This window comes from Micromonospora sp. NPDC023869 (genome assembly GCF_055559695.1).
Genome location: NZ_JBVHKD010000002.1, coordinates 321,098 through 346,421 on the forward strand (window position 1 = coordinate 321,098; position 25,324 = coordinate 346,421).

Genomic DNA, 25,324 nt, shown 5'->3' on the forward strand with positions numbered 1-25,324 from the left:
CGACCGCGCACCGACGATCACTACACTGAGCCGATGCCTCTCGCCGCCCTGGCCCTCGTCGTGCTGCTCGCCCTCCTCGCGACCTTCCAGATCACGCTCGCGCTCGGCGCACCGCTCGGCCGGTTCGCCTGGGGCGGCCGACACGAGGTGCTGCCCCGCCCGCTCCGGCTCGGCAGCGCGGTGTCGGTCGTCGTGTACGCGGTCATCGCCGTGATCGCCCTCGATCGCGCGGGGCTGATCGACGTGCTCGCCGGATCGGTCGCGCGCATCGCGATGTGGGTCGTGGTCGGTTACGCGGCGCTGTCCATCGTGCCGAACGCGCTCTCCCGGAGCCGCTCGGAGCGGGCCGTGATGGTGCCGGTCTCGATAGCACTCACCGCACTCGGCCTACTCGTCGCGATCGGCTGAGCCGTACCCGGTGTCGTCGTGGCCCGGCGGTGCCGCAGTGAGAGCCAGTCGCAGGGCGAGCAGGTCGACGCCGGGCAACGGCGACCAGTCCTGCTCCGGTACGCGGACGAAGCCCCGCCGCTGATAGAGCCGGTGGGCGGGCTCGGCGTGGCCGGCGCGTACGCAGATGGCCAACGCGGTGCAGCCGCGCTCGGTCGCCTCCGCCACGCACGCCTCGACCAGGGCGGCACCGACACCCCGACCCTGGGTGGCCGGATCGACCGCCAGCATCCGGAACTCCGCCTCGTCCGGCCGGCACATCTCGGCGTACCTGCTGCCGGGCAGGACGAAGGTGACCGTGCCGAGCACCTGGCCGGTGGCGGAGTCGACGGCGACCAGGATCAGGCCGTGCGCCGCCCGACCGCTGACGTCGGCCAGCACCTCGGCGTAGCCGTGCTCGCCCTTCAACTGGCCGTCGGCCTCGTACGCCGCGACGGTCAGCCGGGCCACCGCGGCGAAGTCGGCCGGCGCGGCCGGTCGGACCAGGACGCCGGTCAACCGATCACCGCGATCAGGTCACCGTCCTGCACCACGTCGCCCTCGTTGACCGCGAGCTGCTGGACGACGCCGTCGGACTCGGCGATCACCGGGATCTCCATCTTCATCGACTCCAGGATCACCAGGGTGTCCCCCTCGGACACGGTGTCCCCGGTCGACGCGACGACCTTCCAGACGTTCGCCACCATCTCGGCGCGGATCTCCTCGGCCATCTCCCGGCCCCTTCTCTCGCGACTGCCTGCGCCACATCCAATCACGTGACGGTCGTCCCCGGGCGGCGAGCAGCAGCCCCGGGCGGGATGCTTCGACGCCGACCGCACTAGCATCAACGGGTCGGACCCTGGCTCCGGGAGGGCCGGTAGCGTGCCCCGGAGTCGAGGTCGTGCGCAGGCGATCATCACGAGGAGGTCAGTATGGCGAAGAAGGCCCGCAAGAAGAAGGCCCGGAAGAAGAGCGCCGCCAACCACGGCAAGCGCCCCAACTCCTGACGACGGCGCTCCGGTCCCGCCGGACCGGACAGCGAGACGCCGGTGGCCCGTACGGGCCACCGGCGTCGTCGTCTCCGGCGCGCCGACGCGTCAGTCGGCCAGTTCGCGGGACTCGGTGCTCTCGAAGACCACGATCTCGCTGAGGCGTACCCGCAGCCGCTCGCGCAGTTCGTCCGGCGCGGACTCGTTGCCGCAGCACCGGGCCACCAGCGCCTTCACCTCCTGCTCGATGCCGTACTCCCGCAGGCAGGGCCCGCATTCGTCGAGGTGGTGACGGATCCGGGAACGCCGTTCCTGGGCGCACTCCAGATCGAGGTAGAGGTAGACCTCGGCGAGAACCTCGCGGCAGTCCGTCTCGTGCGGCTCCCCACAGCTCACGTCACACCTCCCGGCCGGTGGCAGCGGAACTCCGGGCCGACGACGGAGCGGCGGAGAAGCCGCGCTCCGCGGCGTAGCCCTCGAGCAGCTTGCGCAGATTACGACGACCGCGGTGCAACCGCGACATCACGGTGCCGATCGGCGTACCCATGATGTCGGCGACCTCCTTGTAGGAGAACCCCTCGACGTCGGTCAGATACACCGCCAGCCGGAACTCCTCCGGCAACTGCTGGAGGGCCTCCTTGACGTCGCTGTCGGGCAGCCGGTCGAGCGCCTCGGTCTCGGCGGAGCGCAACCCGCTTGAGGTGTGCGACTCGGCCTCGGCGAGCTGCCAGTCGGTGATCTCGTCGGTGGGCGCCTGCACCGGCTGCCGCTGCCGCTTCCGGTAGGAGTTGATGTAGGTGTTGGTCAGGATCCGATACAACCAGGCCTTCAGGTTCGTACCCTGTTCGAACTGGTGGAAGGCCGCGTACGCCTTCAGGTAGGTCTCCTGGACCAGGTCCTCGGCATCCGCCGGGTTACGCGTCATTCGCAGGCCGGCCGCGTACAGCTGATCGACGAATGGCATCGCGTCCCGCTCGAACCGGGCCCTGCGCTCGTCCGTCTTCTCGGTGGTCAACCGCACATCCCCTCGGGTCGGATGCTTCCCCGCCGAGGATACGCGCACGGACCTGCCGGGAGATTCGGTTCCGACGGGTGTGCCCGTCGCCACCTCGGCCGGTGACACCGTCGCCGGCCAGTCCGGGCCCGCCAGCAACTGCCGTAGCTGCCGCGCGTCCCGCTCGTCGCGTTCCCGGTTCCGGATCTCGGTCGGCACCGGTCACCCCCTCGCACAGTGGTCATCCGAGGGGTTCAACACCCACCGCAGGCCAGGGCATTCCGGATCCGACTCCCGATCCTGGTCCCGGCCGCGCGGATCACACGGCTGGGACCAGGAAGGGCCTGGGAGCCCGGTGCCACCGCCCGGAACGGGCGGGCGACACCATCGGATGCAACGACCCGGCGCGGCCACCGGAAACGGCGCGGACCCGGCAGGCGCCGTCGGCTGCCGCCCCGGAGTCGACCGGACGGCAGACGATCAAGACCGCACCCAGCCGTGCTCGCGCAGCCAGTCGATCACCAGCGCCGCCGTCCCGGGCAGGTCGCCACGCAGGTCGTGACGCTGGCCCGGCCGAATCACCACGCGGACGTCCGGCCCCGGCTCGGGCACCCCGAACGGGTCCCGGTCGCCGTTGACCACCAGCGTCGGCACCCCGGTGGTCAACTCGGCGGCCCGGCTGCGCTCCGGGCGGCCCGGCGGATGCAGCGGGAAGGCGAGCGCGACCACCCCGGCGGCGCCCACGCCACGCGCCGTCCGGCAGGCCACCCGCGCGCCGCTGGAGCGACCCCCCACCAGCACCGGGACGCCCGGATGGCGCTCGCGGAGCACGGTCGACACGGCGGTCCACGCCGTGTCGAGTTGTCCGGCCGGGGCCGGAGCACGCCGACCGGCGACCCGGTAGGGCTGCGTCACCCGGGCCACGACCAGCCCGACGGCCACCGCCGCGTCGCGCAGCGCGAGCAGGTCCGGCGCGTCGACCCCGCCGCCCGCCCCGTGCCCGAGCAGCAGCAGCGCGCCGGCCGGGCCGGTCGGCTGGTCGGTGTCCACCCGCGCCGGGCCGTGCGGGGTCTCGATGAGGTCGTCGTGCGGCACGGCTCCATTCTGCGGGCCAGCGACGGCCAGGCCGGCGGCGGCACGCATTGCCGTCCACGCCGCCACCGCACCCGGCCGTGGATATGTCGCGTCGACCGCAGTCGCCGTGCGCGTCATGTGGCGCGATTGCCGGCACCGGGGCGGGACGACCACGTCGACGACGTACCGTCCGGCCCCGGACCGGCTTCTCCGATCAGCTCAGCGGCACCAGGGTGAGCAGCCGGTCGCGGACCGGCGGACCGGCCTCGCTGGCCGCGTCCGGGTCCGGTTGGACCTCGTCACGCCAGGCCACCAGCATCGCCCGCCGCTCGCGGGGCGTGGTGCCGCCCCACACGCCGTGGCAGTCGCCCACCTCCAGCGCCCAGGCCAGACAGGAGCCCTGCACGTCACAGCTGTTGCAGAGCGCCACCGCCGCGTCGGCCGGCTCGTTCGGCGCCGGAAAGAACGTCTCCGGATCGACGCTCTGACATGTCCCCCTGGTGCGCCAGGCTTCGTCCTGTCGCCGCTCACGCAGCGCTTTCAACAGTCGTGGATCACGCCGTGCGGCGGCCACCTCGTGCGGACGGGGCATACGCGCCCGTGTCATCCACCCACCTCCCCCGTGGGACCAGCAATATCGATGGACATCGTTCACCCGACGTGAACGACACCCACCACCGGCGCTGTGTTCTATCGCATTTACCGGCACGGGGACAAGGGTCTGCCGGGAAGTTGGCAGAAAGAGCCTGGCACCTTTCACCCGCAACTGCGGCAAATCACTCCCGACAATATGGGGGTGCAATCAGAAGAGAGTCGCCTCTTCCGGCCCGGTCGGGGCCGACAGCGGCACCCGGGCGGTCAACCGAGGGCCGTCGTTGCGCACGTCGCCGACCGCCGGACCCACCGGGCGCACCTCCAGCCCGGCCAGCCACTCGGGTGACGGCGGGACGAGCAGCTCGGTCGGCTCGCCATCCCCGCCCAGCCAGGTCGCCCAGCGCTCCGGCGGCAGCAGCAACGGCATCCGGTCGTGCACCTCGGCCAGCTCACCCAGGGCGCCAGTGGTCACCACGCTGCAGGTCAGCAGCGGCTCGTCGGGCCCGCCCCAGACCGACCAGATGCCGGCGAAGGCGAGCACCGACCCGTCGCGCGGGGTCAGGTAGAACGCCTGCTTCGTGCCGTCCGACCGACGGACCCACTCGTACCAGCCGTCGGCCGGAACCAGGGCCCGGCGGCGGGCGAAGGACGGCGCGTACGCCCGGCTGGTGGCGACCGTCTCGGCGCGAGCGTTGATCATGCGCGCGGCGCCTGCGGGCGACCGGGACCACGGCGGCACCAACCCCCAGCGGGCCAGACAGAGCACCCGGTGCCCGTCGGAGCTGACCCGCACCAACGGCACCGGATCGGTCGGCGCCACGTTGTAGTCGACCACCAGGTCGCCACCGGTCTCGTCGGCGGACTCGAACAGCCCGCTCAGGTCACCGGAGCTCCGGGTCGTGGCGTACCTCCCGCACATGCCGGACACGCTAGCGCGCCACCGGCCCGCCCGGCTGTCCCGTTCACCGGGAGTGGGAAACGGCGAGGTCCGCCGACGCGTCGCACACGGCAGAATGGAACCGTGGGGAAACTGACCGCGACCCGGCCGCTGCAGCCGTGGACCGCCCCGACGGCCAGCGACCCGGTGTCGGCGTCGCTGCGCCTGCCCGGGTCCAAGTCGATGACCAACCGTGCCCTGGTGCTCAGCGCGCTGGCCACCGGCCCCTCGACACTGGCCGCGCCGCTGCGCGCCCGGGACACCGAGTTGATGGCCGCCGGGCTGCGGGCGATGGGCGCGCACGTGTCGATCGCCGACGACGAGCGCTGGCTGGTCCGGCCGCATCCGCTGGCCGGTCCGGCCCACGTCGACGTCGGCCTGGCCGGCACTGTCATGCGGTTCGTACCGCCGGTCGCCGGGCTGGCCGACGGCCGGGTCACCTTCGACGGCGACCCGCACGCCCGCACCCGGCCGTTGGGTCCGCTGATCGAGGCGCTGCGCTCGCTCGGCGTCCGGATCGACACCACCGGTCCGGGCAGCCTGCCGCTGGCGGTCCTGGGCACCGGCCGGGTGACCGGTGGCGAGGTGGTGATCGACGCCTCCGCCTCCAGCCAGCTCGTGTCCGGCCTGCTGCTGGCAGCCCCGCGCTTCGACCGGGGCCTGGTGGTACGCCACGTCGGCCCGCCGGTGCCCTCCGCGCCCCACCTGCGGATAACCGTGCAGATGCTGCGCTCGGCCGGCGCGGCGGTGGACGACAGCACGCCGGACGTGTGGGTGGTCGAGCCGGGCCCGCTGACCGGACGCGGCTGGCAGATCGAGCCCGACCTCTCCGGTGCGGTGCCGTTCTTCGCCGCCGCGATGGTCACCGGCGGCGAGGTGACGCTGCAGGGCTGGCCCGGCAGCAGCGTGCAGCCGGTGGACCTGCTCCGCTCGCTGTTGCAGCAGATGGGTGCGGAGGTCGCGCTCACCACCGAGGGGCTCACCGTACGCGGCACCGGGAAGGTCCACGGGCTGCGCGCCGACCTCTCGGACGTCAGCGAGCTGACCCCGGCCCTGACCGCGCTGGCGATGCTGGCCGACTCCCCGTCGGTGTTCACCGGTGTCGAGCACATCCGGGGGCACGAGACCGACCGACTGGCGGCGCTGGCCCGGGAGTTCGCCGCGCTGGGCGCCGACGTCACCGAGGCGTCCGACGGGCTGGAGATCCGTCCCCGGCCGCTGCGGGGCGGGGTGTTCCACACCTACGACGACCACCGGATGGCGCACGCCGCGGCGATCACCGGCCTGGCCGTCCCGGGCGTCGAGTTGAACGACGTGGGGTGCACCTCGAAGACCATGCCCGAGTTTCCGGCACTATGGTCGGCGATGGTGACCGGCAAGAGCTGACCGACGACGGAGGAGCGGACCTGGCGACCAGGCGACGCGAGTACGACGAGGACGACGTCCGGGTACGGCCCGGCAAGTCCTCGCGTCCGCGTACCCGCACCCGCCCCCGGCACGCCGACGCCCAGGACGGTTTCGTCATCGCGGTGGACCGGGGCCGCTACACCTGCGTGCTGGCCGGAGCCGGGCCCGACGACCCCACCGTCACCGCGATGCGCGCCCGCGAGCTGGGGCGCAAGTCGGTGGTGGTCGGCGATCGGGTGGCCCTGGTCGGCGACACCTCCGGCGCGGACGGTGCGCTGGCCCGCATCGTCCGGATCGCGCCCCGCCGCTCCGTGCTGCGGCGGACCGCCGAGGACGACGCCAGCACCGCCGAGGGGCGGCTGGAACGGGTGGTCGTCGCCAACGCCGACCAGCTCGTGATCGTCAGCGCGCTGGCCGACCCGCCGCCGCGTACCGGGTTCATCGACCGCTGCCTGGTGGCCGCGTACGACGCGGACATCGAGCCGCTGCTCTGCCTGACCAAGGCCGACCTGGCCGGCCCCGAGGCGGTGCTCGACTACTACACCGAGCTGGAACTGCCGTACGTGCTGATCCGGCCGGACTCGTCGCTGGACGCCCTGCGCGGCCTGCTCGCCGGTCGGGTGTCGGTGCTCGTCGGGCACTCGGGGGTGGGCAAGTCGACGCTGGTCAACCGGCTGGTCCCGGAGGCCGACCGGGCGGTCGGCGTGGTCAGCGCGATCGGCCGGGGGCGGCACACCTCGACCAGCGCGGTGGCGTTGCGGCTACCCGCCCTGCCGGACGCGTCGGACGACCCGGGCTGGATCGTGGACACGCCGGGCGTCCGCAGCTTCGGGCTGGCGCACGTCTCGGCCGAGAGCCTGCTGCACGGTTTCCCCGACCTGGTCGAGGCCACCGTCGACTGCCCGGCCAACTGTCCGCACACCGCCGACGAGGCCGACTGCGCGCTGGACGCCTGGGTGGCGCAGGGGCGGGCGGATCCCCGTCGGCTGGCCTCGTACCGCCGGCTGCTGGCCTCCCGGGCCGGTGACCTGGAGCCGCGCGGCGAGGCCGAGCCGCGCGGGCACCCCTGAGCCGCACCGAGACCACCGCGGCCCGGCGGGAAGGCCCGGGGTCGGCGTCGCTACCGTGTCCGGCATGACCGGGTACGCCGACGACCTCGCTCTCGCCCACCGGCTCGCCGACGCCGCCGACGCCATCTCGGTGGCCCGGTTCCGCGCGCTCGACCTGCGGGTGGAGGCGAAGCCCGACCTCACCCCCGTCTCCGACGCGGACACCGCCGTGGAGCGCGCGATCCGTGCCCTGCTGACCGAGCACCGGCCGGAGGACGGGCTGCTCGGCGAGGAGTACGGCGCGTCGCCGGCCGCCGGCACCCGGCAGTGGGTGGTGGACCCGATCGACGGCACCAAGAACTTCGTCCGGGGAGTGCCCGTCTGGGCCACCCTGATCGCGTTGCTGGAGGACGGCCGACCGGTCGTCGGGCTGGTCTCCGCACCGGCCCTGGGCCGCCGCTGGTGGGCGGCGACCGGCATCGGCGCGTACGTGGGCCCGGACGCCGCCTCGGGCGAGCCGATCCGGGTCTCCGCCGTGACGGCGCTGGCCGACGCGAGCTTCTGCTACTCCTCCCTCAGTGGCTGGGAGGAGGCCGGTCGGCTGGAGCCGATGCTCCAACTGATGCGCGACACCTGGCGCAGTCGCGCCTACGGCGACTTCTACGGTTACATGCTGCTGGCCGAGGGCGCACTGGACGTCATGGTCGAACCCGAGCTGTCGCTCTGGGACGTGGCCGCATTGGTACCCATCGTGACCGAGGCGGGGGGTGTCTTCACCGATCTGGCCGGTCGACCGGCCCCCGCCGGAGGCGAAAACAGCGCGGTGGCCAGCAACGGAGCACTGCACGCAGACATCCTCGGCAGGCTCGGTCGGCCCGCCGCGCACTGACGTCGGGTTACCTCTATCCTCGCCAGGTGGCTACCTCGGGTTGGTGTTTTCTCGCGGCGATGATCGTCGCGTACGGCGTTGCCAACCTGTTGCAGTCGGTCGCCGCGGCCCGCACCACAGTGCAGCACACCTTCGATCCCGGTCTGCTGCTGCGCCTGGCCGGACACCGCGCCTACCTGGTCGGCCTGGTCTGCCAGGTGGGTGGCTTCGTGCTCGCCTTCCTGGCCCGCCGGGACCTGCCGTTGTTCCTGGTGCAGGCCAGCGTGGCGGCCGGGCTCGGGGTCACCGCGATCCTCGGTGTGCTGGTGCTGAAGTGGCGGCTGCCGGTCGCCGAGGTGGTGCTGCTGCTCCTGCTCTTCGCCGGGATCACCGCGCTGGTGCTCTCCGCCCGGCCGGCACAGTCCAAGCCCCTCGGCACCGCCGGCATGATCGCCCTGCTGGTGACGCTCGGCGTGATCGCGGTGCTGGGCTTCTTCGCGGTCCGGCTGCGCGGCGCCCCCGGCTCGGTGGCGCTCGGCTCGCTGGCCGGGCTCGCCTTCTCCGCCGCCGCGGTGGCCGCCCGCCCACTCGCCTCCGCACCGACCTGGGACGCGTTCCTCGCCGACCCGCTGCTCTACGTCCTGGTCGGTCACTCCGTGGTCGGTCAACTGCTGCTCGGCCTGGCCATGCAGCGCGGCTCCACCACGGCGGCGGTGGCCGCGATGGACGCCGCCGGGGCGGTGCCCGCCGCGATCGTCGGGCTGCTGCTGCTCAACGACAAGATCTGGCCCGGCCGGGAGTGGCTGGCCGGAGTCGGCTTCCTGGTCACCCTCGCCTCGGTGATCGGCCTGACCCGGTACGCCGAGCCCCAGCACCACCACGCCGTCGCGCAGGAGACCTCGCGGGCGGTCGTCGCCGGCAGGCCGCTGATCGGGCCGCAGCCCACCGGGTCCCGCCTGGGCGGCACGGAGAGCCCGCTGCCGCAGCCGGCCGCCCAGCTCTCCCGGGCCGCCTCCGGGCCGCCTCAGGCCGCCTCGACGGGCTTACGTCGACCGACCACCCGCTCGTAGAGCCGTTCCAGGGCGGAGGCTGTCCGCTCCCAGGTGTAGCTGCACCGGACCCGGTCCACCGCGGCGTGCCCGTAGGCGAACCGGCCCGCGTTGTCGGTGAGCAGTCGGCGCAACGTCATCCCCAGGGTCCGGACGTCGCCCGGCGGCACCAGCTTGCCGGTCACCTCGTCCACCACCGCGTCGGCGATGCCGCCCATGGCGTAGCCGACCACCGGCACCCCGCAGGCCATCGCCTCCAGCGACACCCGCCCGGCCGAGGAGTAGTGCGGTGTGCAGGCGACCACGTCGGCCGAGCGGTACCAGGTGGCCATCTGCTCGTGCGGCACGGCGCCCACCAGGTGCACCTGGTCCCCCACCCCGATCCGCTCGGCCAGTTCACGCAGCCGACGGGCCTCGGTGTGCCGGGCCAGTCCCTCGGCCGGCGGGCCACCGGCGATCACCAGTTCCGCATCGCCCACCAGGCGCATCGCGCGGATCAGGTCGTCCTGCCCGTGGCCTCGGGAGAGCCCGCCGACGGAGAGGATCCGGGGACGCTGGTCCCGGGGGGCCGCCTCGCCGTCGGGATGGAACCGGTCGATGTCCACTCCGGTCGGCACCATCGCCACCGAGCTGCGTTGCAGACCCATCCGGGTCAGCTCGTCCACCTCGTCGTTGCACTGGGCGACCGCCATGTCCACCGCCCGGGTCAGCGCCCGTTCCAGCGGGATGCGGGTGCCCGGTCCGTCGTACTGCGGACCGAGGTGGCGTAGCTGCTCCATGCCGAGGGAGTGGAACGTCTGCACCACCGGGATGTCGGTCTCCCGGACCGCCTGCGCGGCGGCCAGTCCACCGACCCAGTAGTGGCCGTGCACCACCTCCGGTGCCCAGTCGCCGGACCACCGGTCGGCCAGCCACTGGCCGAACGCCGGCACGTACGGCACCAACTCGGCGGTGGGGATCGGGGCGATCGGGCCGACCGGGGCGCGCTCCACCCGGTAGCCGTCGACGAGGTCGCTCTCGACCGCCTCCGGATCGTCCCGTCGGGTGTAGACCCGAACGTCGTGGCCTCTGCCCGCCAGTTCGGCGGCGACCCGTGCGATGTGCTGGTAGGTGCCGACGACGGTTCCGTCGCCGGACGGCGGCGAAGCGGCGTGGGCGCAGACGAGGCCGACGCGCATGGGTCACCTCCATGCGGATGGGGCGGTGGTCTCCGGTCAGAGCGTCCCATTAACCGGGCTCCGACGAGCCGAAACATGGCAGATCCGGCGATGTCCGGCGCGCATGACCCGGACACCAGGGGGTACCGATGAGGAATGCCCCTCGCCCGAAAGCTCGCCGACGCGACCGTGGTGATCACCGGCGCCTCCAGTGGCATCGGTACGGCGACCGCCTATGCGCTGGCCCGTCGTGGCTGCGCGGTCGTGCTGGCCGCCCGCTCCGCTCCGGCTCTGGAGCGGGTCGCCGGGCACTGTCGCGAGCTGGGCGGTCGGGCACTGGTGGTGCCGACCGACGTCACCGACCCGGACGCGGTGCGCCGGTTGGCGAGCGCTGCCGCGACCGAGTTCGGCCGGATCGACGCCTGGATCAACAACGCGGCGGTGGGCGCGGTCGGGTTGTTCGACGAGATCCCGGAGGCGGAGTTCCGCCGGGTGCTGGACGTGAACCTGCTCGGCAGCGCGAACGGCATCCGGGCCGCGCTGCCGCACCTGTCGGCGGCCGGCGGTGGTGTGGTGGTCAACAACGCCTCGATCCTGGCCGAGGTGGCGATGCCGTACCAGTCGCCGTACAACGCCGCCAAGCACGGCATCCGAGGGCTGGCCGACACGGTCCGCCAGGAGCTGAGGCTCACCGGGCGCGGCGCGATCTCGGTCTGCACCGTGCTTCCGGCCACCATCGACACGCCGTTCTTCCGGCACGCCGCCAACCACAGCGGCCGGGAACTGACGCCACCGCCGCCGGTCTATCCGCCGGAGGTGGTCGCCGAGACGATCGTCCGGCTGCTGCGCAAGCCGCGCCGCGAGGCGTACGCGGGCGGGGCCGCCCGGTTGATCGGCCTGCCCTGGCGACTCGCCCCGGCCGCCGCCGAGCGTCTCCTCGGCTGGTACGCCCACCGCACCCAGTTCGGGCCCGCCGGCCGAGCCGAGGGCAGCGGGAACGTCTTCCGCCCGGACGCCGAGGCGCTGCCGGAGGGCGGCTGGCACGGGCGGCGCCGACAGCTCGTCCGGGTGAGCGCGGCCGTCGGCCTGGCCGCCGCCGGCACGGTCGCCGCCGTGGCTCGGCAGCGGCGGCTGCCCGAACGGCGCGGACGGGACCGGTTACGGCCGGAGGGCAACGGGTAGTGGTCAGTCATGCGCGACGACGAGTACCCGACTCCCCTGTCCGACCCTGAGGCCGACGGCCTGCCGGACACCGCCGACGACGACTCGACGGCCGGTGACGACGTGCTGACCGGCCGGGAGGCAGACGGTCCGGCACCGGCCCAGTTGCCCGGCGACCGGACCCCGGTGGCGGTGGACGAGTTCGGCACCACCGCCGAGGAGCAGCTCGACGGTGAGTCGCTGGACTACAAGCTCGGCCGGGAGCAGTTCGAGCTGCCGGTGGACGACCCGCTGGCCGGTCCGGTCGACCCGGACATCGCGGCCGAGGCGGACAGTCGGGAGCAGGCGGCGCAGGCGCAGCTCGACGCCGACGTGATCGACCCGGGCCCGACCTCCGACCCGAACTCCCCGGTGTCGCTCTACGACCACGACCGGCTGGGCACCGTCGCCGACGCCACCGTGGGTCGACTGGTCGAACCGGACGAGGGTACGCACACCGACCAGGAGACCGACTCCATCGCGTACGACGCGGGAGCGGCCGGTGGCGGGGCCAGCGCGGAGGAGTTGGCCGTGCACGAGACCCGGCCGCCGCACTCCGTCTGAGCGCCCACCCTCGCTTAGAGCCTCGCCTCCACCGCCCTACTGCCGGTCGCTCTTACTCGTCGAGGCCGCGCTCGATCGCGTACCGGGTCAGCTCGACCCGGTTGTGCAGTTGCAGCTTGCCGAGCGTGTTCTGCACGTGGTTCTGCACCGTCCGGTGGGACAGTCCGAGCCGCTCGGCGATCTGCTTGTAGGACATCCCCTTGGCCACCAGCCGCAGCACCTCGGTCTCCCGGTCGGTGAGCCGGGGTGCGGCGTCCTGCGTACCGGCCGGGGCCTGCTCCCGGACGGCGGCCAGCCGGCGGTACTCGCCGAGCACCAGCCCGGCCAGGCCGGGCGTGAAGACCGGCTCACCGGCGGCGGTCCGCCGGACCGCGTCCAGGAACTCCGCCAGCCCGGCGGACTTCAACAGGTAGCCGGTGGCACCGGCCTTCACCGCGTCCAGCACCCCCTGCTGCTCGCCGCTGGCCGAGAGCATCAGCACCCGCACCTCGGGTCGTTCCGCCCGTAGTCCACGGATCACCTGCACCCCGGAGATGTCCGGCAGTTGCAGGTCGAGCACCACCAGGTCGGGGCGGGCCGCGGCGACCACCCGGACCGCCTGACGGCCCTCGCCACAACTCGCGACCACCTCGTGGCCGGCCTCGGTGAGGTCGCGGGCCACCCCTTCCCGCCACATCGGGTGGTCGTCGACCACCATCACGCGTAGGCCGTTCACAATTCCCTCCTCGGCACGGTGAGCTCGACCTCGGTGCCGGCGCCCGGGGTGGAGCTGATCCGGGCGGTCCCGCCGAGGTCGGCGAGGCGTCCCTGGATCGCGTGGGTGACGCCGAGCCGGCCCTGGGCGGCGGCCTCGGCGAGGCGTTCCGGGGTGAAGCCGGGCCCCTCGTCCCGGATCGACACGGTCACCGCCGTCCCCTCGTCCTCGACCAGCACCCAGGCGCGTCCGTCGCCGTGTCGGGCGACGTTGTCCAGCGCGGCCCCGATCGCGGCGGCCAGTTCGCGGGCCACCTGTGGTGGCAGCGGCACCGGGGTGGCCGGCGCGGACAGCGACACGCTGCCCGAGGCGTACCGGCCGAGCAGGGCGCACAGGTCCACCGGCGAGTCCACGTCGTCGCCGGACAACGGGCCGGTACCGGAGATCAGCATGCGCAGCGCCGCCTCCTGCTCACCGGCGAGCCGGGCCAGTTCACCGGCCTCGCCGTCGAGCCGCTCGCCGCGTCGCTGCACCAGGGCGAGCACCTGGAGCACCGAGTCGTGGATGTCGCGGGCCAGCCGTTCCCGTTCGCGGTTGGCGGCCTCGATCTCGACCGCCCGCTGCAACCGCTCTCCGGCGGTCACGGTGAGCCGGGCGACGTGCCCGACCACCACGCCGGCGAGCAGCATCAGGATCGCGCCGTTGATCGCGGTCGGGGTGGCCATCCCCCGGGTGGCCACGTCGGTGGCGCCGACGACCAGCGCGGCCAGCGCCCCGCGCCGCCGCCCGCCGCAGACCGCCCAGGCCAGCACCGGACCGCTCAGCCAGGCCACCGCCATGGTCGGTAGTCCGGCGTCCAGCGCGTCGCGGCCCATCACCCACGGGGTGGCCAGCAGGATCGCCACCACGACGCCGAGATCGGCCAGGAGCAGCGGCCAGCCGCGCCGGGACGGGGTCGCGTAGCCGATCGCGGTGACGGCGGTCCAGACCGCCATCACCAGCACCAGCACCCCGGCCAGCCACGGATGGGCGTAGCGGTCCGCGTCGCGCAGCACGACCACGCAGACGTACGCCAGCGAGGCCACCCGGAAGACCGCGACGGCCCGCCAGAGGGGGAGTTCGAAACCACCGGGGGCGGACACGCCCGTCACCATGCCACAGCCCGTTCGGGGAGTCCTCGGCGATGCGGCGCACCTAACCCTGACGTACGGTGGTAAAAGCCGCGTAAAGCTCTGCGATCTCCTCTCGGGACGGGGCCATGACGAACGCAGAACCCCGCACACCGCGTACGGTGGTGCCCATCGAACACACCCTCCTGATCGCCGACGCCTTCGACCAGGCACAGGTGACCGAGCTGCGGCACTCGGTCACCTCCTGTGTGCGCGCCGCAGGGCTGCGCGACGACCGCCTGGACGACTTCGTGCTCGCGGTCAACGAGCTGATCACCAACGCGGTCCGGCACGGCGGAGGGCAGGGCTGGCTACGCCTCTGGACGCAGTCGGACCTGGTGATGTGCGAGGTCTCCGACCACGGTCAGGGCATCAGCGTGCAACGCCTCGACGACCGCAGCAGACCGGCGCCGGAGACCGCCGGCGGATGGGGGCTCTGGCTGGCCCGCGAGCTGACCGACGCGATGGACGTGGAGACCGGCCCGGCGGGCACCACGGTCCGCATCACCTCCGCGACCATGGCCACCGAGCAGCACATCGGCCGGCACCGCAGCGACTGACGGCCGACGCCCGAGGTCACTCCCAGCGGTTGCCGGTGATCTTCTCGTAGACGTCCACGTAACGGGCCCGGGTGGCCTCGACCACCTCGTCCGGCACCTCGGGCGCCGGCTCGCGCTTGTCCCAGCCGCTGCCCGCCGCCCAGTCCCGAACGTACTGCTTGTCGTAGGAGAACTGCGTACGGCCCGGCTGGTACGACTCGGCCGGCCAGAAGCGGGACGAGTCCGGGGTGAGCACCTCGTCGGCGAGGACCAGGGTGCCGTCCGACGCCCAGCCCAGCTCGATCTTGGTGTCGGCCACCAGGATGCCGCGCTCGGCGGCCAGCTCGGCGCCCCGGCAATACACGTCGATGGTCAGCTTCCGCAGCCGCTCGGCGGTCTCCGCGCCGACCTCGTCGACCACCTCGGCGAAGGTCATCGGCTCGTCGTGCTCCCCCATCGGCGCCTTGGTCGACGGAGTGAAGATCGGCTCGGGCAGGATGGACGCCTCACCCAGACCACGCGGCAGCGCGACGCCGGACACCGCGCCCGTGCTCTGGTACTCCTTGAGGCCGCCGCCGGTGAGGAACCCACGGGCGACGCACTCCACCGGGACCATCCGCAGCCGGCGGCACCGGATCGCCCGCCCGGCGAACTCCGCCGGCACGTCGGTGGCGGAGATGACGTGGTGCGGCACCAGGTCGGCGAGCTGCTCGAACCACCACAGCGACAACGCGGTGAGCAGCTTGCCCTTGTCCGGGATCGGGGTCGGCAGCACCACGTCGTAGACGGAGACACGGTCCGAGGCGACCAGGATCAGGTCGTCGCCGTCCGCGTAGACGTCCCTCACTTTGCCCGAGTGCAGAAGTTCCACGCGAACAAGTAGACCACGTGCCGGAGGCACCACAGTTGCGGGACCGCAGCGCTTCCGAAGCGCTGCGGCACCCGGTCAGCGCCGCCGGTTACGGGTGAGCCGGACCAGCAGCAGAACCACCACGGCCACCACCGCCAGGCAGCAGAGCAGGCCCAGGAAACCGAAGACACCGCCACCGCGCCCACGTCGCCGGGCGGCTTCCACGACCAGTTCCCCGGTGCCGGTCGAGGCCCACGCGGCGACCGGCACGAACACCGCCAGCACGACCGTTCCCAGGAGCGTGCCGAGCCGCCCCCACCACTTGCCGAAGGAAGACATGGCCCCATCCTCGCCGAGGCCCGCAACCCCTGGCCGGCGAACGGCGCTGCGAGCTGGGCCACCGGCCCGCGGACGGGCCACCGGCCGACTCGCCGGCGGAACGACGAAGGCCCCGGATATCCGGGGCCTTCGTCGTGCAGTAGCGGGGACAGGATTTGAACCTGCGACCTCTGGGTTATGAGCCCAGCGAGCTACCGAGCTGCTCCACCCCGCGTCGGTATGTGACAACCCTACCCCATCCGTTACGAGCCCCACCGACCACCCCACCGGCACCCGAACACGGTGTTCCCGGCAGCCGTCGGGAGGGGGCACCGCACTCCGGACAACGAGAAAGGCCCCGGATATCCGGGGCCTTTCTCGTGCAGTAGCGGGGACAGGATTTGAACCTGCGACCTCTGGGTTATGAGCCCAGCGAGCTACCGAGCTGCTCCACCCCGCGTCGGTAGATCCACCGTAGCGCACCACCCCGTCCCGCCGCAAAACGACTCACAGAACGGCCGTGGCGCTGCCGGGGCCAGGCCGGGAAACGGACCGGGCCCGTGGCGGCGACGGGAGGTCGCCGGCCACGGGCCCGGTCGGATGCGGTTCGTCAGCCGGTCGGTGACGGGCTGCCGGTCGGTGCCGGACCGTTCGCCCCGGCTGCCTGCTGGGCCTGCTGGAACGCGGTCAGCGCCTCGTCCAGCGTCTTGAGCGCCCGGCCGTACCGCTCGAAGTCACCGGACGCCTGGGCGTCGCGCACCTCGGTGATCGCCGCGCGTACCCGATCGGCGGCGACACCCAGATCGCCGGTGAGCGGCGGCGCCTCGGTCGAGGTGGGCGTGGGCGTCGGCTCCTCGCCACCCGGTGGCGGCTCCTCACCCGCGGGCGGCTCCTCCGTGGCCGGTGGCGGGTTGCCTTCCGCCGCCCGCTTGCCCTGCTCCACGAGCTGCTTGATGCCGTCGGCCGGGTTGTCGGCCAGCACCACGAACGAACCACCGTCACCGTACGAGAGCAGCACCTTCTGCAGCAGCGGGTACGCGTCGGTCTGGTTGCTCTTCACGTAGACCGGCTCGACGTAGAGCATGCCGTTGCCGAACGGCAGTGAGAGCAGGTTGCCGTACTGCACCTGGGCCTGGTTCGAGGAGAGCAGGTTCAGCTGCTGCCGGATGTTGGCGTTGTTGGTCATCTGCTGGTGCACCTGCACCGGGCCGGAGACCCGGGTCTGGTCGGGCAGCTCCAGCACCTGCAACCTGGGCCGCCCGTCCTGGTACGACGCCGAGATCAACGCGGCCAGGTTCTGCCGGCCGTTCGGGGTGACCGCGCTGGTGAGCTGGAAGGTCGGCTCCTCCTGCCCGGGCATCTGCGTGTAGAGGTAGTACGGCGGCTGCTTGACCCCGCTGTCCGGCGCGTCCGGCACGTTCGGCACCTGCCAGAAGTCCTGGCCGGAGTAGAAGTCGCCGGGGTTCGTGACGTGGAAGCGGGTCAGCAGGTTGCGCTGCACCTTGAACAGGTCGGCCGGGTAGCGGAAGTGGTCTGCAAGCGACTGCGGGATCTCCTCGCGCGGCTTGATCAGGTCACCGCCGAAAGCCTTGTTCCAGGCCTTGAGCACCGGGTCGTTCTCGTCGAACTCATAGAGCGTGACCGTGCCGTCGTACGCGTCCACGGTCGCCTTGACCGAGTTGCGGATGTAGTTGACGTTCTCCCGGGCCAGCTGGATGGTGCCCCGGCCGGTCAGCTCGTCGGTGGTCTCCTGCTGGAGGTTGACCCGCTCGGCGTACGGGTAGGTGGCCGAGGTGGTGTAGCCGTCCACGATCCACTGCACCCGGCCGTCCACCACGGCGGGGTACGGGTCGCCGTCGAGCGTCAGGAACGGCGCGACCTTCTCCACCCGGTCCCGCGGGTTACGCACGTAGAGCAGCTTGGAGTTGTCGTTGACCGCCTCGGAGAGCAGGAAGTTCGGCTCCTGCTCCTTGATCGCGTAGAGCAGCCGCCGGGAGAACGACCCGACGTCGACGCCGCCGGAGCCGGTGTAGGTGTAGTACGACTCGCGGGCCTCGCCGCTCTCGCCCGCCGGCCGGTCGAACTCGGCCGGGTTGGCGTCCTCGCTCGGCTTGCCGACGATGGCGTAGTCACCGTCCTGCATCCGCTCGCCGTAGTAGATCCGGGGCTGGCTGGCCGGGATCAGGTCGGTCGGCGAGGAGCAGGACTCCTGCGACCGCTCGCCGAGGAAGCCCGAGACGAAGAACGGCTGACCACCGCAGACGACCCGGTTGGCGGGGGCGGCCACCACGCCGTACCCGTGGGTGTAGACGGTGTGGCGGTTGATCCAGTTGCTCTGCTGGGCGGTCAGCTCGCCGTAGTTGATCTCACGTACGCCGACCACGTAGTCCTGGGTCCGGCCGTCGACCGTGTACCGGTCGATGTCGAGCTTGGGGCCGAAGTCGTAGAAACCACGGACCTGCTGGAGCTGGGTGTAGGTCTCGCTGACCAGCTGCGGGTCGAGCAGTCGGGCGTTCGGCACCACCGCAGTGTCGGTGGCCAGGCTCTCCGTCGGGGTCAGGTTGCTGGCCGAGTACGCCGAGTTCTCGGCGATGTCCAGCCCGTACGAGGCACGGGTGGCGTCGATGCTGCGCTGGATGTACGGCGCCTCCTTGTCCCGGGCGCTCGGCTTGACCTCGAAGGTCTGCACCGCCCAGGGGTAGATGCCGCCGATCGCCACCGCCGAGACGCCGAGCAGCGCCAGCGAGATGCCCGGCCAGACCAGGTTCCGCATCCAGGCGTTGGAGAACACGATGATCGCGATCGCCACCACCACGGAGATGTAGGCGAGGATCTCCTTGGCCGGCAGCAACGCGTTGATGTCGGCGTACCCGGCGCCGTAGACGCCCACGCCGTCGTTGTACTCCAGCAGCATCGACCGCCGGTCCAGCACGTACGCAACGGCCTTGAGCAGCACGAAGACCGCGACCAGCGAGCTCAGGTGGGCCCGCGCCGCACCGCTCATCCGGTCGCCGACGCCCTGGAGGCGGACCCCGCCGAAGAGGTAGTGCACGGCCAGCGATCCGATCAGCGCCAGCACCACCGCGGTGAAGCCCAGCCCGAGCAGGAACCGCCAGAACGGCAACTGGAAGACGTAGAAGCCGACGTCCACGCCGAACTCCGGGTCCTGCACGCCGAAGTCACCGCCGTGCAGGAAGAGCAGCCACTGGTTCCAGCGGCTCTGCGCGGACAGGCCGGCGAAGAGACCCACCACCACGGCGGCGGCGGCGATCCAGAGCCCGAGCCGGGGGCCGAGCAACATCCGGTAGCGCTCCAGCGTCGCCTGCTCCGGCGAGTGCGGACGCATCCGGGGCCGCAACCGCTGCGCCAGCCAGAGGTTGCCGCCGACGATCAGACCCATCGCGACGGCGGCGGCCAGGAACAGCAGCAACCGGGTGACGATCACGCCACGGAAGACGGAGGTGTAGTCGACCTCGGAGAACCACAGCCAGTCGGTCCAGGCCTGCACCCCCCAGCCGAGCAGGGTGAACAGGACGAACACCCCGATCAGCACCCCGATTGTGACGCGTCCGCGTCGGCTCATCCTCGGCAGAGGGCTGCTGCTACGCATGACCACTGTTGGCTCCGCACGCTCGTTATGATCGGCTCCGACCAGGCACCCAGAGTACGGGGTGTTCCTGAATGCGTTGTGGCAAGGTCGCGCCGCGCAGCCGGCAACCGGTCCGTACGCGACCGCACCGACCAGCAGTCGTCCCAGGTCAGCGTGTAGTTCCGGCGGAACGCCGGGTCGGTCCGGCGGTCAGCAGAGCGTCGGCTCGCCCCCGGAACGCAGCGTCTCCAGCGCGGTGAGCGCCTCGTCGAGCGAACCCACCCGGACCAGCGGCAGGTCCGGCTGGCTGTTGGACACCGCCTCGGCACAGTTGGCCGCCGGCACCAGGAACACGGTGGCGTCGGCCCGCTTCGCGCCGACCAGCTTCTGCGGGATGCCGCCGATCGGCCCGACCTGGCCGGAGTCGTCGATGGTGCCGGTGCCCGCGATGACCCGGCCGCCGGTCAGGTCCTCCGGGGTCAGCTTGTCGATGATCCCCAGGGCGAACATCAGCCCGGCGCTGGGCCCGCCGATGTCCTGGAGGTCGAAGGAGAGCGTGAACGGGTGCGGCTGCTGCTGCTCGATCTCGACCCCGATGCGCGGGCGGCCGTCCAACTCCTCGGTGGTGACGGTGTCGACACGCGCGGCCCCGTCGCGGGTGTATCCGATGCGCAGGGCGGTGCCCGCCGGCTTCGCCCGGACCAGCTCGGTCAGTCGGCCGGCCAGCGGCACGGGCTCCCCGTCGACCGAGGTCACCACGTCACCGGGACGCAGCACCCCGGCGGCCGGGCCGTCGTCGGCGACGGTCTTGACCACGACCTGCACCTCGTACCCCAACTCCCGCAACGCGGCGGTCTCCGCGCTGGTCTGCGAGACCTGGAAGTCCTCGGCGTTGCGCTGCTCGACCTCCTCGCGGGTCTCGCCGGGCGGATAGACCAGCTCGCGCGGCACCACCGCCTGGTCGTCGGAGAGCCAGCCCTGGATGGCCGAGCGCAACTTCACGGTGGGCTGCACACCCACCGTGGTCAGCCGCAGTTGACCTGCGGAGGTGGAGGTCTCACCGCCGGTGACCTGGATCACCTCCTTGCCGTCCTCCTGCCCGAGCGTGTCCACCGTCGGACCGGGACCGAGCACGACATAGGGGACGGGTGCGCCGAGGACCCCGATGCTGAGCAGTGCGGTGAGCAGAGCACCGAGGAGGACGGTCACGCCACGTCGTCTCATGCGGCAGAGCGTACCGAGCCGGTTCTCGGGCGCCGGGCGGCACGACGGGACTTCGCCCTCAGCGCAACCGCGGTGACGGCGACCTGGGGCACGGCGCGCGTACCGTAGAGCTCGTGCCTGATATTCCGTTCGGTTTCGCGCTCCCGGGTGGGCAGCCGCCCGACCCCAACGACCCCGCGCAGATGCAGCAGTTCATGTCGCAGTTGCAGCACCTGCTCTCCGCGCCGGGCAGCGGGCCGGTCAACTGGGACCTGGCCCGTCAGGTGGCGGCCAGTCAGCTCGCGGCGGCGGGCGACCCGGCGGTCTCGCCGTACGAGCGCAACGCGGTCGAGGAAGCGCTGCGCATCGCCGACCTCTGGCTGGAGCCGGCCTCGGCGCTGCCCTCCGGCATCAAGACCACGGTGGCCTGGAACCGCAACGAGTGGATCTTCAAGACGCTGGACGTCTGGCGCAAGCTCTGCGACCCGGTGGCCAGCCGGATGGTCGGCGCGATGGGCGACCTGGTGCCGCCGGAGGCGCGCGCCCAGCTCGGCCCGATGCAGTCGATGGTGGCCACCCTCGGCGGCGCCCTCTTCGGCGGTCAGCTCGGCCAGGCGCTCGGGTCGTTGGCCGCGGAGGTGCTCTCCGTCGGTGACATCGGCCTGCCGCTCGGCCCGGCCGGGACCGCCGCGCTGATCCCGGCCAACATCCGGGGCTACGGCGAGGGTCTGGAGCTGCCCGAGGACGAGGTACGCCTCTACGTCGCCCTGCGCGAGGCGGCCCACCAGCGCCTCTTCGAGCACGTGCCGTGGTTGCGCGGACACGTGCTCACCGCCGTCGAGACGTACGCGGCCGGGATCCGGGTCAACCGGGAGGCGATCGAGGAGGCGATGGGTCGGGTCGACCCGACCGACCCGGAGTCGATGCAGGCGATCGCCCTGGAGGGCATCTTCACGCCGGAGGACAGCCCGGCGCAGAAGGCGTCACTGGCTCGCCTGGAGACCGCTCTCGCCCTGGTCGAGGGCTGGGTCTGCCACGTGGTGGACGGTGCCGCCGACGGCCGGCTGCCGAACGTGGTCGCGCTCGGTGAGGCGTTCCGTCGCCGTCGGGCGGCCGGTGGACCGGCCGAGCAGACGTTCGCCGCCCTGGTCGGGCTGGAGCTGCGTCCCCGTCGGCTGCGCGAGGCCGCCGCGCTCTGGGCGGCGCTCACCGAACACCGGGGCATCGCCGGGCGGGACGCCCTCTGGGGCCACCCCGACCTGCTCCCCTCCGACGACGACTTCGCCGACCCGGTGGCCTTCGCCATGGCCGACGTGGACCTAATGTCCGAGCTGGACAAGTTCGACTTCTCCGCCCCGGGCGGCCCGGAGGAGAAGATCCCGGGCGAGGTCGAGGGCAAGGGCCCGGAGCGCCCCGACGACACCGAGGGCGACGACCGCCGCTCCTGATCCCGCCGCACCCGCCGGTCCGGCGTCAGCCGGACCGGTCGGCGCCGGAGAGCAGGGCGCGGGTGTGCTCCCAGCCGTCCAGCGCGAGGTCGAGCCGGGCCAGGTCGGCCGGGCCGCGGAGCCGGTGCCAGGACGGGGTGACCGCGAGGTCGCCCGGCTCGGGCGCCGCCGCGCGTACGGCCGCGGGCACGGCGCTGTCCAGGTCCAGTGCCGGCAGCCAGGAGGGTACGGGCAGCCGGACCGCCGCACCGAGCAGTCCCGGCACGCCGCCCTCGACCGGGGCGAGCGCCACCGGCCGGCTGGTCAACGGGCGAAGGAGCTTGCCGACGGTGAGTCCGGGCAGGTCGGGGGCGTCCCCGGCGACCACCGCCGCCTGCTCGTAGCCGTCGCCCGAGGCGGTGAGGGCGGCGAAGACGGCGTTGGGGGTCGGCTCGGGCACCTCGTACACGGTCGTGCCGGGCCAGATCACCTCGTCGGCCAGCCGGCGGTCCGCCGGGGTGGCCGCCACCGCCGTGTCGACCTCGTTGAGCATGGCGAGCAGGTCCACCACGTCCTCGGCGAGCGCGCGACGCCAGTCCGCCGGGTCGATGCCGGGCGGCGTCCAGGCGACCGGGGCGAGCAGCGCCACCACCACACGTCGGGCCATCCTACGACCCTACCGCCGGGGTGGACGACCGCTCAGGGCGTGCCGCCCACCGCCGCGACACCCTCCAGGTAGCCCCGGGCGCGTTCGGTCTTCGGGTACCGGCCGACCAACGCCCAGAACTGCGCATTGTGGCTGGCCACGATGAGGTGGACGAGTTCGTGCAGCAGCACGTAGTCGATCACCCAATCCGGCATCTCCTGGAGTCGGTGGGAGAGCCGGATCGAGCGGTCCGCCGGGGTGCAGGAGCCCCATCGGCCGTTCTGGTTGCTCACCCACCGGACGCTGGCCGGCACCGCCTGGTCGCCGTACTCGGTCAGGTACAGCTTGATCAGCCGGCCGGCCCGTTCCAGCAGCTCGGCGTCGGAGCGGGTGAGACGCCCCTCACGGGCGGCGAGCCGGGCGAGCATCCGGTCGACCCACTCGCTCTCCTCGGCCCGGGAGAACTGGTCGGGTATGAGGACGACGACCCGCTCACCGTCGCGGTAGGCGGACACCGTACGTCGCCGACGCTGGCTGCGCCGTACCTCGACGACAGGCTTCCGCGCCCCCGCCATCAGTGGACCGCGCAGCCTCGGTTTGCTGTCACGTTGGCAAGCTAATGCGTTGTGACCAGGGGTCCGCAAGGGTCAACCCCCCGACACGCGCCCGGAAAATGGGGATTGGTCGCCAGGAGTCCCGAAAAATTTCTGGCCGGAGGCCCGTGAGGCGTCACGATCACCCATCGTGATGGTCGGTGAGGTGTCACCGCACCGACACGCTCCACGGTAAGTGATCATCGTCCGACCCCGCCAGTCGGGTCCCGATCTTCGGTCGTGCGGGCCCTACCAGCGGATTTAGCGACCTCTAGTCGGCGTGTCCCCGCCAAAAGGACTGATCTGGCCCAATTCGGCGTGCACACTCTCGACGTCGCCTTGCTCACAGTGGCAACGCGCAGCTGACATGGAACCGCCCTCACCTGGGTAGGGTCCGCCAACCGGTGGTCATGTGGATGACCACGGAGAAGACCCGGTGTCGGACGTCGCAGGCGCCCGCCGCCGGGAGAACCGCCGGACCGGCATCGACCCGGCGGACGAGACGAGGAGGCACACCGTGGCCGACCAGGCCCAGACCTACAACGGTTACTGCGTCAAGTGCAAGGAGAAGCGGGATTTCGAGGGCCGCGTCGAGGTCTCGAAGACCGGTATGAACATGGCCAAGGGCAAGTGTCCGGTGTGTGGCACAACAGTGAACCGCATCCTGGGCAAGGCGAAGGTCTGACGTTCGCGTCCGCGCGAGGGGGTGGCCGCCGGCCACCCCCTCGCGGCGTTCCCGCTCACTGTCGGGCCGCCGACAGGGTTACCGGCGAGTTGTGGAAAACTCGCCAAATCCTGTGGACAGCCCTGGATCTGCGGGTGGCCACCTGTGGACAACGATCGACGGACAGCAGGGAATCGGTCACTGTTCGTACCCATGCCGCCGATCACGGAGCACCCGCCGTCGCCCCGTCCCACCCTGTTGCCCGGCCTCAGCCGACTCTGGCGCGACCGGCACACCCTCCAGCTCGGGCTGGCACCGGAGCGTGCCGTCCTGGTCGAGTTCGCCGATCCCGGGGCGGTCCGGCTCCTCGACCTGCTCGACGGCACGCGCAGCGAGCGGCAGGTGCTGACCGGCACGGGCGGCCGGCCGGAGCACGCCCGTGCCCTGCTCGACGCACTGCGCGAGGCCGGGCTGGTGGTGCCGGCGCACACGCTGGTGCCCCGGGATCTCGCCGAGCCCCGTCGGAGCCGGCTCGCCGCGGAGGCCGGCGCGCTGGCCCTGGTCGCCGACCGGCTGCCCGGCACCCCCGCGCAGGTGCTCCGACGTCGCCTGTCCGCCCGGGTGGCGGTCACCGGCCCCGGGCCACTCGGCGCCGCCGTCACCCTGGCCCTGGCCCAAGCCGGTGTCGGGCACGTCCAGCCCGACCTCACCGGCCCGGTACGCCCCGTCGACCTGGTCGCCAGCGGTATCCCCGCCAGTGACCTCGGGCGTCCGCTCGACGCGGCCGTCCGGGCGACCGTGACGCGCGCCGCACCCGGCACCGCCACCGAACCACTGCGCCGGACCCGGCCCGACCTGGTGATCCAGCTCGGCCTCGACCGACCGGCCGCCCTGGTGGCCGCCGGTCACGCCCAGCGCCGGCAGCCGCACCTGCTGGTCGACGTCCGGGAGGGCGTACCGGTCATCGGGCCACTGGTCCGGCCGCCGACCGGCCCCTGCCTGCGCTGCCTCGACCTGCACCGCGCCGACCGGGACCCGTACTGGCCGGCCCTCGCCGCCCAGATCGCCCACACGCCCGCCACCCCGACGTGTGCCACCGGCACGGTCCTGGCGGCCACCGCCTACACGGTCGGCGAGGCGCTGGCGCAGCTCGACGGCGGCACGCCGGAGACGCTCGGCGGGGCGGTGGAGATCGGCCCGGCGGGCGTCACCCGCCGCCGGCACTGGCCGCCGCACCCCCGCTGCCGGTGTGGTGCGTACACCGAAGATGAACGCCAGCCCGGGCGCAGAGCAGCAGCGGGCCCGCCGAGTCGGTAACAATGAC

General features: G+C 72.6%; 28 protein-coding genes and 2 tRNA genes. 12 read left to right on the forward strand and 18 right to left on the reverse strand.

All coding sequences use genetic code 11. From position 1 onward, the window contains the following. The first annotated feature begins 33 nt into the window (after nt 1-33). The gene (locus ACZ31C_RS07160) at nt 34-408 is read left to right on the forward strand and encodes a hypothetical protein (protein WP_465794567.1); all 375 of its coding nucleotides are present in this window, start codon (nt 34-36) and stop codon (nt 406-408) included. On the opposite strand, the gene ACZ31C_RS07165 is transcribed toward ACZ31C_RS07160, so the two are convergent. Both ACZ31C_RS07165 and ACZ31C_RS07170 read right to left on the reverse strand, forming a co-directional pair. Further along, nucleotides 388-945 carry a GNAT family N-acetyltransferase gene (locus ACZ31C_RS07165; RefSeq protein ID WP_396744393.1) on the reverse strand — a complete coding sequence of 186 codons (558 nt, stop codon included), beginning with the start codon at nt 943-945 and terminating at the stop codon, nt 388-390. The two genes, ACZ31C_RS07160 and ACZ31C_RS07165, sit on opposite strands and share 21 nt — an antisense overlap. Then, nucleotides 942-1,157, reverse strand: coding sequence for a biotin/lipoyl-binding carrier protein (locus ACZ31C_RS07170; RefSeq protein WP_139582225.1), 216 nt, complete (start codon nt 1,155-1,157; stop codon nt 942-944). Before ACZ31C_RS07170 ends, ACZ31C_RS07165 begins: the two co-directional genes overlap by 4 nt. Before the next feature lie 201 nt (nt 1,158-1,358). Here ACZ31C_RS07170 and ACZ31C_RS07175 point away from each other — a divergent pair, with 201 nt between their 5' ends. Further along, complete coding sequence (locus tag ACZ31C_RS07175; RefSeq protein WP_370461611.1) at nt 1,359-1,433, forward strand: 50S ribosomal protein bL37; 75 nt, start codon at nt 1,359-1,361, stop codon at nt 1,431-1,433. 90 nt (nt 1,434-1,523) lie between these two features. Here the strand turns inward: ACZ31C_RS07175 and rsrA are convergent, their stop codons facing one another. The 5 genes from rsrA to ACZ31C_RS07200 all read right to left on the reverse strand — a co-directional run bounded on the left by rsrA (nt 1,524) and on the right by ACZ31C_RS07200 (nt 4,996). Next, entirely contained in the window at nt 1,524-1,811 is a 288-nt protein-coding gene (gene rsrA, locus ACZ31C_RS07180; RefSeq protein WP_396744389.1) for a mycothiol system anti-sigma-R factor, read from the reverse strand. Between the two features lies 1 nt (nt 1,812). Then, a complete protein-coding gene (locus ACZ31C_RS07185) occupies nt 1,813-2,628 on the reverse strand; it encodes a sigma-70 family RNA polymerase sigma factor (RefSeq protein WP_350692578.1) in 816 nt (271 codons plus the stop codon). Nucleotides 2,629-2,889: 261 nt separating this feature from the next. After that, entirely contained in the window at nt 2,890-3,552 is a 663-nt protein-coding gene (locus ACZ31C_RS07190; protein ID WP_465795004.1) for an alpha/beta hydrolase family protein, read from the reverse strand. Nucleotides 3,553-3,697: 145 nt separating this feature from the next. Beyond that, nucleotides 3,698-4,090, reverse strand: coding sequence for a WhiB family transcriptional regulator (locus ACZ31C_RS07195; RefSeq protein WP_350692582.1), 393 nt, complete (start codon nt 4,088-4,090; stop codon nt 3,698-3,700). Nucleotides 4,091-4,285: 195 nt separating this feature from the next. Then, nucleotides 4,286-4,996 carry an SOS response-associated peptidase gene (locus tag ACZ31C_RS07200; RefSeq protein WP_465794568.1) on the reverse strand — a complete coding sequence of 237 codons (711 nt, stop codon included), beginning with the start codon at nt 4,994-4,996 and terminating at the stop codon, nt 4,286-4,288. Nucleotides 4,997-5,098: 102 nt separating this feature from the next. Between ACZ31C_RS07200 and aroA the strand changes: the two genes are divergently transcribed. From aroA to ACZ31C_RS07220, 4 genes are all read left to right on the forward strand, one after another. After that, entirely contained in the window at nt 5,099-6,400 is a 1,302-nt protein-coding gene (aroA, locus tag ACZ31C_RS07205) for a 3-phosphoshikimate 1-carboxyvinyltransferase (protein WP_465794569.1), read from the forward strand. Next, a complete protein-coding gene (gene rsgA, locus ACZ31C_RS07210) occupies nt 6,370-7,491 on the forward strand; it encodes a ribosome small subunit-dependent GTPase A (protein WP_465794570.1) in 1,122 nt (373 codons plus the stop codon). The genes aroA and rsgA overlap by 31 nt, the downstream gene beginning before the upstream one ends. Before the next feature lie 64 nt (nt 7,492-7,555). Further along, nucleotides 7,556-8,359, forward strand: coding sequence for a histidinol-phosphatase (gene hisN, locus ACZ31C_RS07215; protein ID WP_465794571.1), 804 nt, complete (start codon nt 7,556-7,558; stop codon nt 8,357-8,359). Between the two features lie 59 nt (nt 8,360-8,418). After that, nucleotides 8,419-9,408, forward strand: coding sequence for a hypothetical protein (locus tag ACZ31C_RS07220; protein WP_396744792.1), 990 nt, complete (start codon nt 8,419-8,421; stop codon nt 9,406-9,408). On the opposite strand, the gene ACZ31C_RS07225 is transcribed toward ACZ31C_RS07220, so the two are convergent. Next, nucleotides 9,363-10,565, reverse strand: a complete 1,203-nt coding sequence (locus ACZ31C_RS07225; protein WP_396744369.1) for a glycosyltransferase — start codon at nt 10,563-10,565, stop codon at nt 9,363-9,365. The two genes, ACZ31C_RS07220 and ACZ31C_RS07225, sit on opposite strands and share 46 nt — an antisense overlap. Nucleotides 10,566-10,700: 135 nt before the next feature. Between ACZ31C_RS07225 and ACZ31C_RS07230 the strand changes: the two genes are divergently transcribed. Next, nucleotides 10,701-11,726 carry an SDR family oxidoreductase gene (locus ACZ31C_RS07230; protein ID WP_465794572.1) on the forward strand — a complete coding sequence of 342 codons (1,026 nt, stop codon included), beginning with the start codon at nt 10,701-10,703 and terminating at the stop codon, nt 11,724-11,726. Nucleotides 11,727-11,735: 9 nt separating this feature from the next. Further along, nucleotides 11,736-12,308 carry a DUF5709 domain-containing protein gene (locus ACZ31C_RS07235; RefSeq protein ID WP_350692591.1) on the forward strand — a complete coding sequence of 191 codons (573 nt, stop codon included), beginning with the start codon at nt 11,736-11,738 and terminating at the stop codon, nt 12,306-12,308. A gap of 52 nt (nt 12,309-12,360) precedes the next feature. Here the strand turns inward: ACZ31C_RS07235 and ACZ31C_RS07240 are convergent, their stop codons facing one another. Beyond that, nucleotides 12,361-13,005, reverse strand: coding sequence for a response regulator transcription factor (locus ACZ31C_RS07240; RefSeq protein ID WP_350693154.1), 645 nt, complete (start codon nt 13,003-13,005; stop codon nt 12,361-12,363). Nucleotides 13,006-13,019: 14 nt separating this feature from the next. Continuing rightward, the gene (gene macS / locus ACZ31C_RS07245; RefSeq protein WP_465794573.1) at nt 13,020-14,144 is read right to left on the reverse strand and encodes a MacS family sensor histidine kinase; all 1,125 of its coding nucleotides are present in this window, start codon (nt 14,142-14,144) and stop codon (nt 13,020-13,022) included. A gap of 116 nt (nt 14,145-14,260) precedes the next feature. On the opposite strand from macS, the gene ACZ31C_RS07250 reads away from it, so the two are divergent. After that, complete coding sequence (locus ACZ31C_RS07250; protein ID WP_465794574.1) at nt 14,261-14,731, forward strand: ATP-binding protein; 471 nt, start codon at nt 14,261-14,263, stop codon at nt 14,729-14,731. Nucleotides 14,732-14,747: 16 nt separating this feature from the next. Here the strand turns inward: ACZ31C_RS07250 and ACZ31C_RS07255 are convergent, their stop codons facing one another. From ACZ31C_RS07255 to ACZ31C_RS07280, 6 genes are all read right to left on the reverse strand, one after another. After that, nucleotides 14,748-15,581 (reverse strand): phosphoribosylaminoimidazolesuccinocarboxamide synthase, encoded by an 834-nt coding sequence (locus tag ACZ31C_RS07255; RefSeq protein WP_465794575.1) that lies wholly within the window; start codon nt 15,579-15,581, stop codon nt 14,748-14,750. A 75-nt stretch (nt 15,582-15,656) separates the two neighbouring features. Then, a complete protein-coding gene (locus ACZ31C_RS07260; RefSeq protein WP_396744357.1) occupies nt 15,657-15,899 on the reverse strand; it encodes a hypothetical protein in 243 nt (80 codons plus the stop codon). Nucleotides 15,900-16,039: 140 nt separating this feature from the next. After that, nucleotides 16,040-16,113, reverse strand: a tRNA-Met gene (locus tag ACZ31C_RS07265). 151 nt (nt 16,114-16,264) lie between these two features. After that, nucleotides 16,265-16,338 (reverse strand) — tRNA-Met (locus ACZ31C_RS07270). 150 nt (nt 16,339-16,488) lie between these two features. Further along, complete coding sequence (locus tag ACZ31C_RS07275) at nt 16,489-19,488, reverse strand: UPF0182 family membrane protein (protein WP_465794576.1); 3,000 nt, start codon at nt 19,486-19,488, stop codon at nt 16,489-16,491. Between the two features lie 189 nt (nt 19,489-19,677). Continuing rightward, nucleotides 19,678-20,691 carry a PDZ domain-containing protein gene (locus tag ACZ31C_RS07280; protein WP_396744355.1) on the reverse strand — a complete coding sequence of 338 codons (1,014 nt, stop codon included), beginning with the start codon at nt 20,689-20,691 and terminating at the stop codon, nt 19,678-19,680. Between the two features lie 113 nt (nt 20,692-20,804). Here ACZ31C_RS07280 and ACZ31C_RS07285 point away from each other — a divergent pair, with 113 nt between their 5' ends. Further along, on the forward strand, nt 20,805-22,118 hold the full coding sequence (locus ACZ31C_RS07285; protein ID WP_396744352.1) for a zinc-dependent metalloprotease: 1,314 nt from the start codon (nt 20,805-20,807) through the stop codon (nt 22,116-22,118). A 25-nt stretch (nt 22,119-22,143) separates the two neighbouring features. Here the strand turns inward: ACZ31C_RS07285 and ACZ31C_RS07290 are convergent, their stop codons facing one another. Both ACZ31C_RS07290 and ACZ31C_RS07295 read right to left on the reverse strand, forming a co-directional pair. Then, the gene (locus ACZ31C_RS07290; protein WP_396744350.1) at nt 22,144-22,764 is read right to left on the reverse strand and encodes a hypothetical protein; all 621 of its coding nucleotides are present in this window, start codon (nt 22,762-22,764) and stop codon (nt 22,144-22,146) included. Between the two features lie 32 nt (nt 22,765-22,796). Next, nucleotides 22,797-23,318, reverse strand: coding sequence for a M48 metallopeptidase family protein (locus ACZ31C_RS07295; protein WP_396744347.1), 522 nt, complete (start codon nt 23,316-23,318; stop codon nt 22,797-22,799). Between the two features lie 535 nt (nt 23,319-23,853). Between ACZ31C_RS07295 and ACZ31C_RS07300 the strand changes: the two genes are divergently transcribed. Next, complete coding sequence (locus ACZ31C_RS07300; protein ID WP_012014940.1) at nt 23,854-24,021, forward strand: DUF5679 domain-containing protein; 168 nt, start codon at nt 23,854-23,856, stop codon at nt 24,019-24,021. Nucleotides 24,022-24,213: 192 nt separating this feature from the next. After that, on the forward strand, nt 24,214-25,317 hold the full coding sequence (locus tag ACZ31C_RS07305; protein ID WP_465794577.1) for a TOMM precursor leader peptide-binding protein: 1,104 nt from the start codon (nt 24,214-24,216) through the stop codon (nt 25,315-25,317). Nucleotides 25,318-25,324 lie beyond the last annotated feature (7 nt).

Excerpts from the sequence above, each read along its gene's own strand:
- ACZ31C_RS07305 (WP_465794577.1), top strand. The coding sequence starts at position 24,214 with ATGCCGCCGATCACGGAGCACCCGCCGTCGCCCCGTCCCACCCTGTTG.
- ACZ31C_RS07190 (WP_465795004.1), bottom strand. The coding sequence starts at position 3,552 with ATGCGTGCCGCCGCCGGCCTGGCCGTCGCTGGCCCGCAGAATGGAGCC.
- ACZ31C_RS07240 (WP_350693154.1), bottom strand. The coding sequence starts at position 13,005 with ATGGTGGTCGACGACCACCCGATGTGGCGGGAAGGGGTGGCCCGCGAC.
- ACZ31C_RS07225 (WP_396744369.1), bottom strand. The coding sequence starts at position 10,565 with ATGCGCGTCGGCCTCGTCTGCGCCCACGCCGCTTCGCCGCCGTCCGGC.
- rsgA (WP_465794570.1), top strand. The coding sequence starts at position 6,370 with ATGGTCGGCGATGGTGACCGGCAAGAGCTGACCGACGACGGAGGAGCG.
- ACZ31C_RS07195 (WP_350692582.1), bottom strand. The coding sequence starts at position 4,090 with ATGACACGGGCGCGTATGCCCCGTCCGCACGAGGTGGCCGCCGCACGG.
- ACZ31C_RS07200 (WP_465794568.1), bottom strand. The coding sequence starts at position 4,996 with ATGTGCGGGAGGTACGCCACGACCCGGAGCTCCGGTGACCTGAGCGGG.
- ACZ31C_RS07275 (WP_465794576.1), bottom strand. The coding sequence starts at position 19,488 with ATGCGTAGCAGCAGCCCTCTGCCGAGGATGAGCCGACGCGGACGCGTC.
- ACZ31C_RS07250 (WP_465794574.1), top strand. The coding sequence starts at position 14,261 with ATGACGAACGCAGAACCCCGCACACCGCGTACGGTGGTGCCCATCGAA.
- hisN (WP_465794571.1), top strand. The coding sequence starts at position 7,556 with ATGACCGGGTACGCCGACGACCTCGCTCTCGCCCACCGGCTCGCCGAC.
- ACZ31C_RS07290 (WP_396744350.1), bottom strand. The coding sequence starts at position 22,764 with ATGGCCCGACGTGTGGTGGTGGCGCTGCTCGCCCCGGTCGCCTGGACG.
- ACZ31C_RS07280 (WP_396744355.1), bottom strand. The coding sequence starts at position 20,691 with ATGAGACGACGTGGCGTGACCGTCCTCCTCGGTGCTCTGCTCACCGCA.
- ACZ31C_RS07295 (WP_396744347.1), bottom strand. The coding sequence starts at position 23,318 with ATGGCGGGGGCGCGGAAGCCTGTCGTCGAGGTACGGCGCAGCCAGCGT.
- ACZ31C_RS07235 (WP_350692591.1), top strand. The coding sequence starts at position 11,736 with ATGCGCGACGACGAGTACCCGACTCCCCTGTCCGACCCTGAGGCCGAC.
- ACZ31C_RS07260 (WP_396744357.1), bottom strand. The coding sequence starts at position 15,899 with ATGTCTTCCTTCGGCAAGTGGTGGGGGCGGCTCGGCACGCTCCTGGGA.
- ACZ31C_RS07160 (WP_465794567.1), top strand. The coding sequence starts at position 34 with ATGCCTCTCGCCGCCCTGGCCCTCGTCGTGCTGCTCGCCCTCCTCGCG.
- ACZ31C_RS07220 (WP_396744792.1), top strand. The coding sequence starts at position 8,419 with ATGATCGTCGCGTACGGCGTTGCCAACCTGTTGCAGTCGGTCGCCGCG.
- ACZ31C_RS07170 (WP_139582225.1), bottom strand. The coding sequence starts at position 1,157 with ATGGCCGAGGAGATCCGCGCCGAGATGGTGGCGAACGTCTGGAAGGTC.
- ACZ31C_RS07230 (WP_465794572.1), top strand. The coding sequence starts at position 10,701 with ATGCCCCTCGCCCGAAAGCTCGCCGACGCGACCGTGGTGATCACCGGC.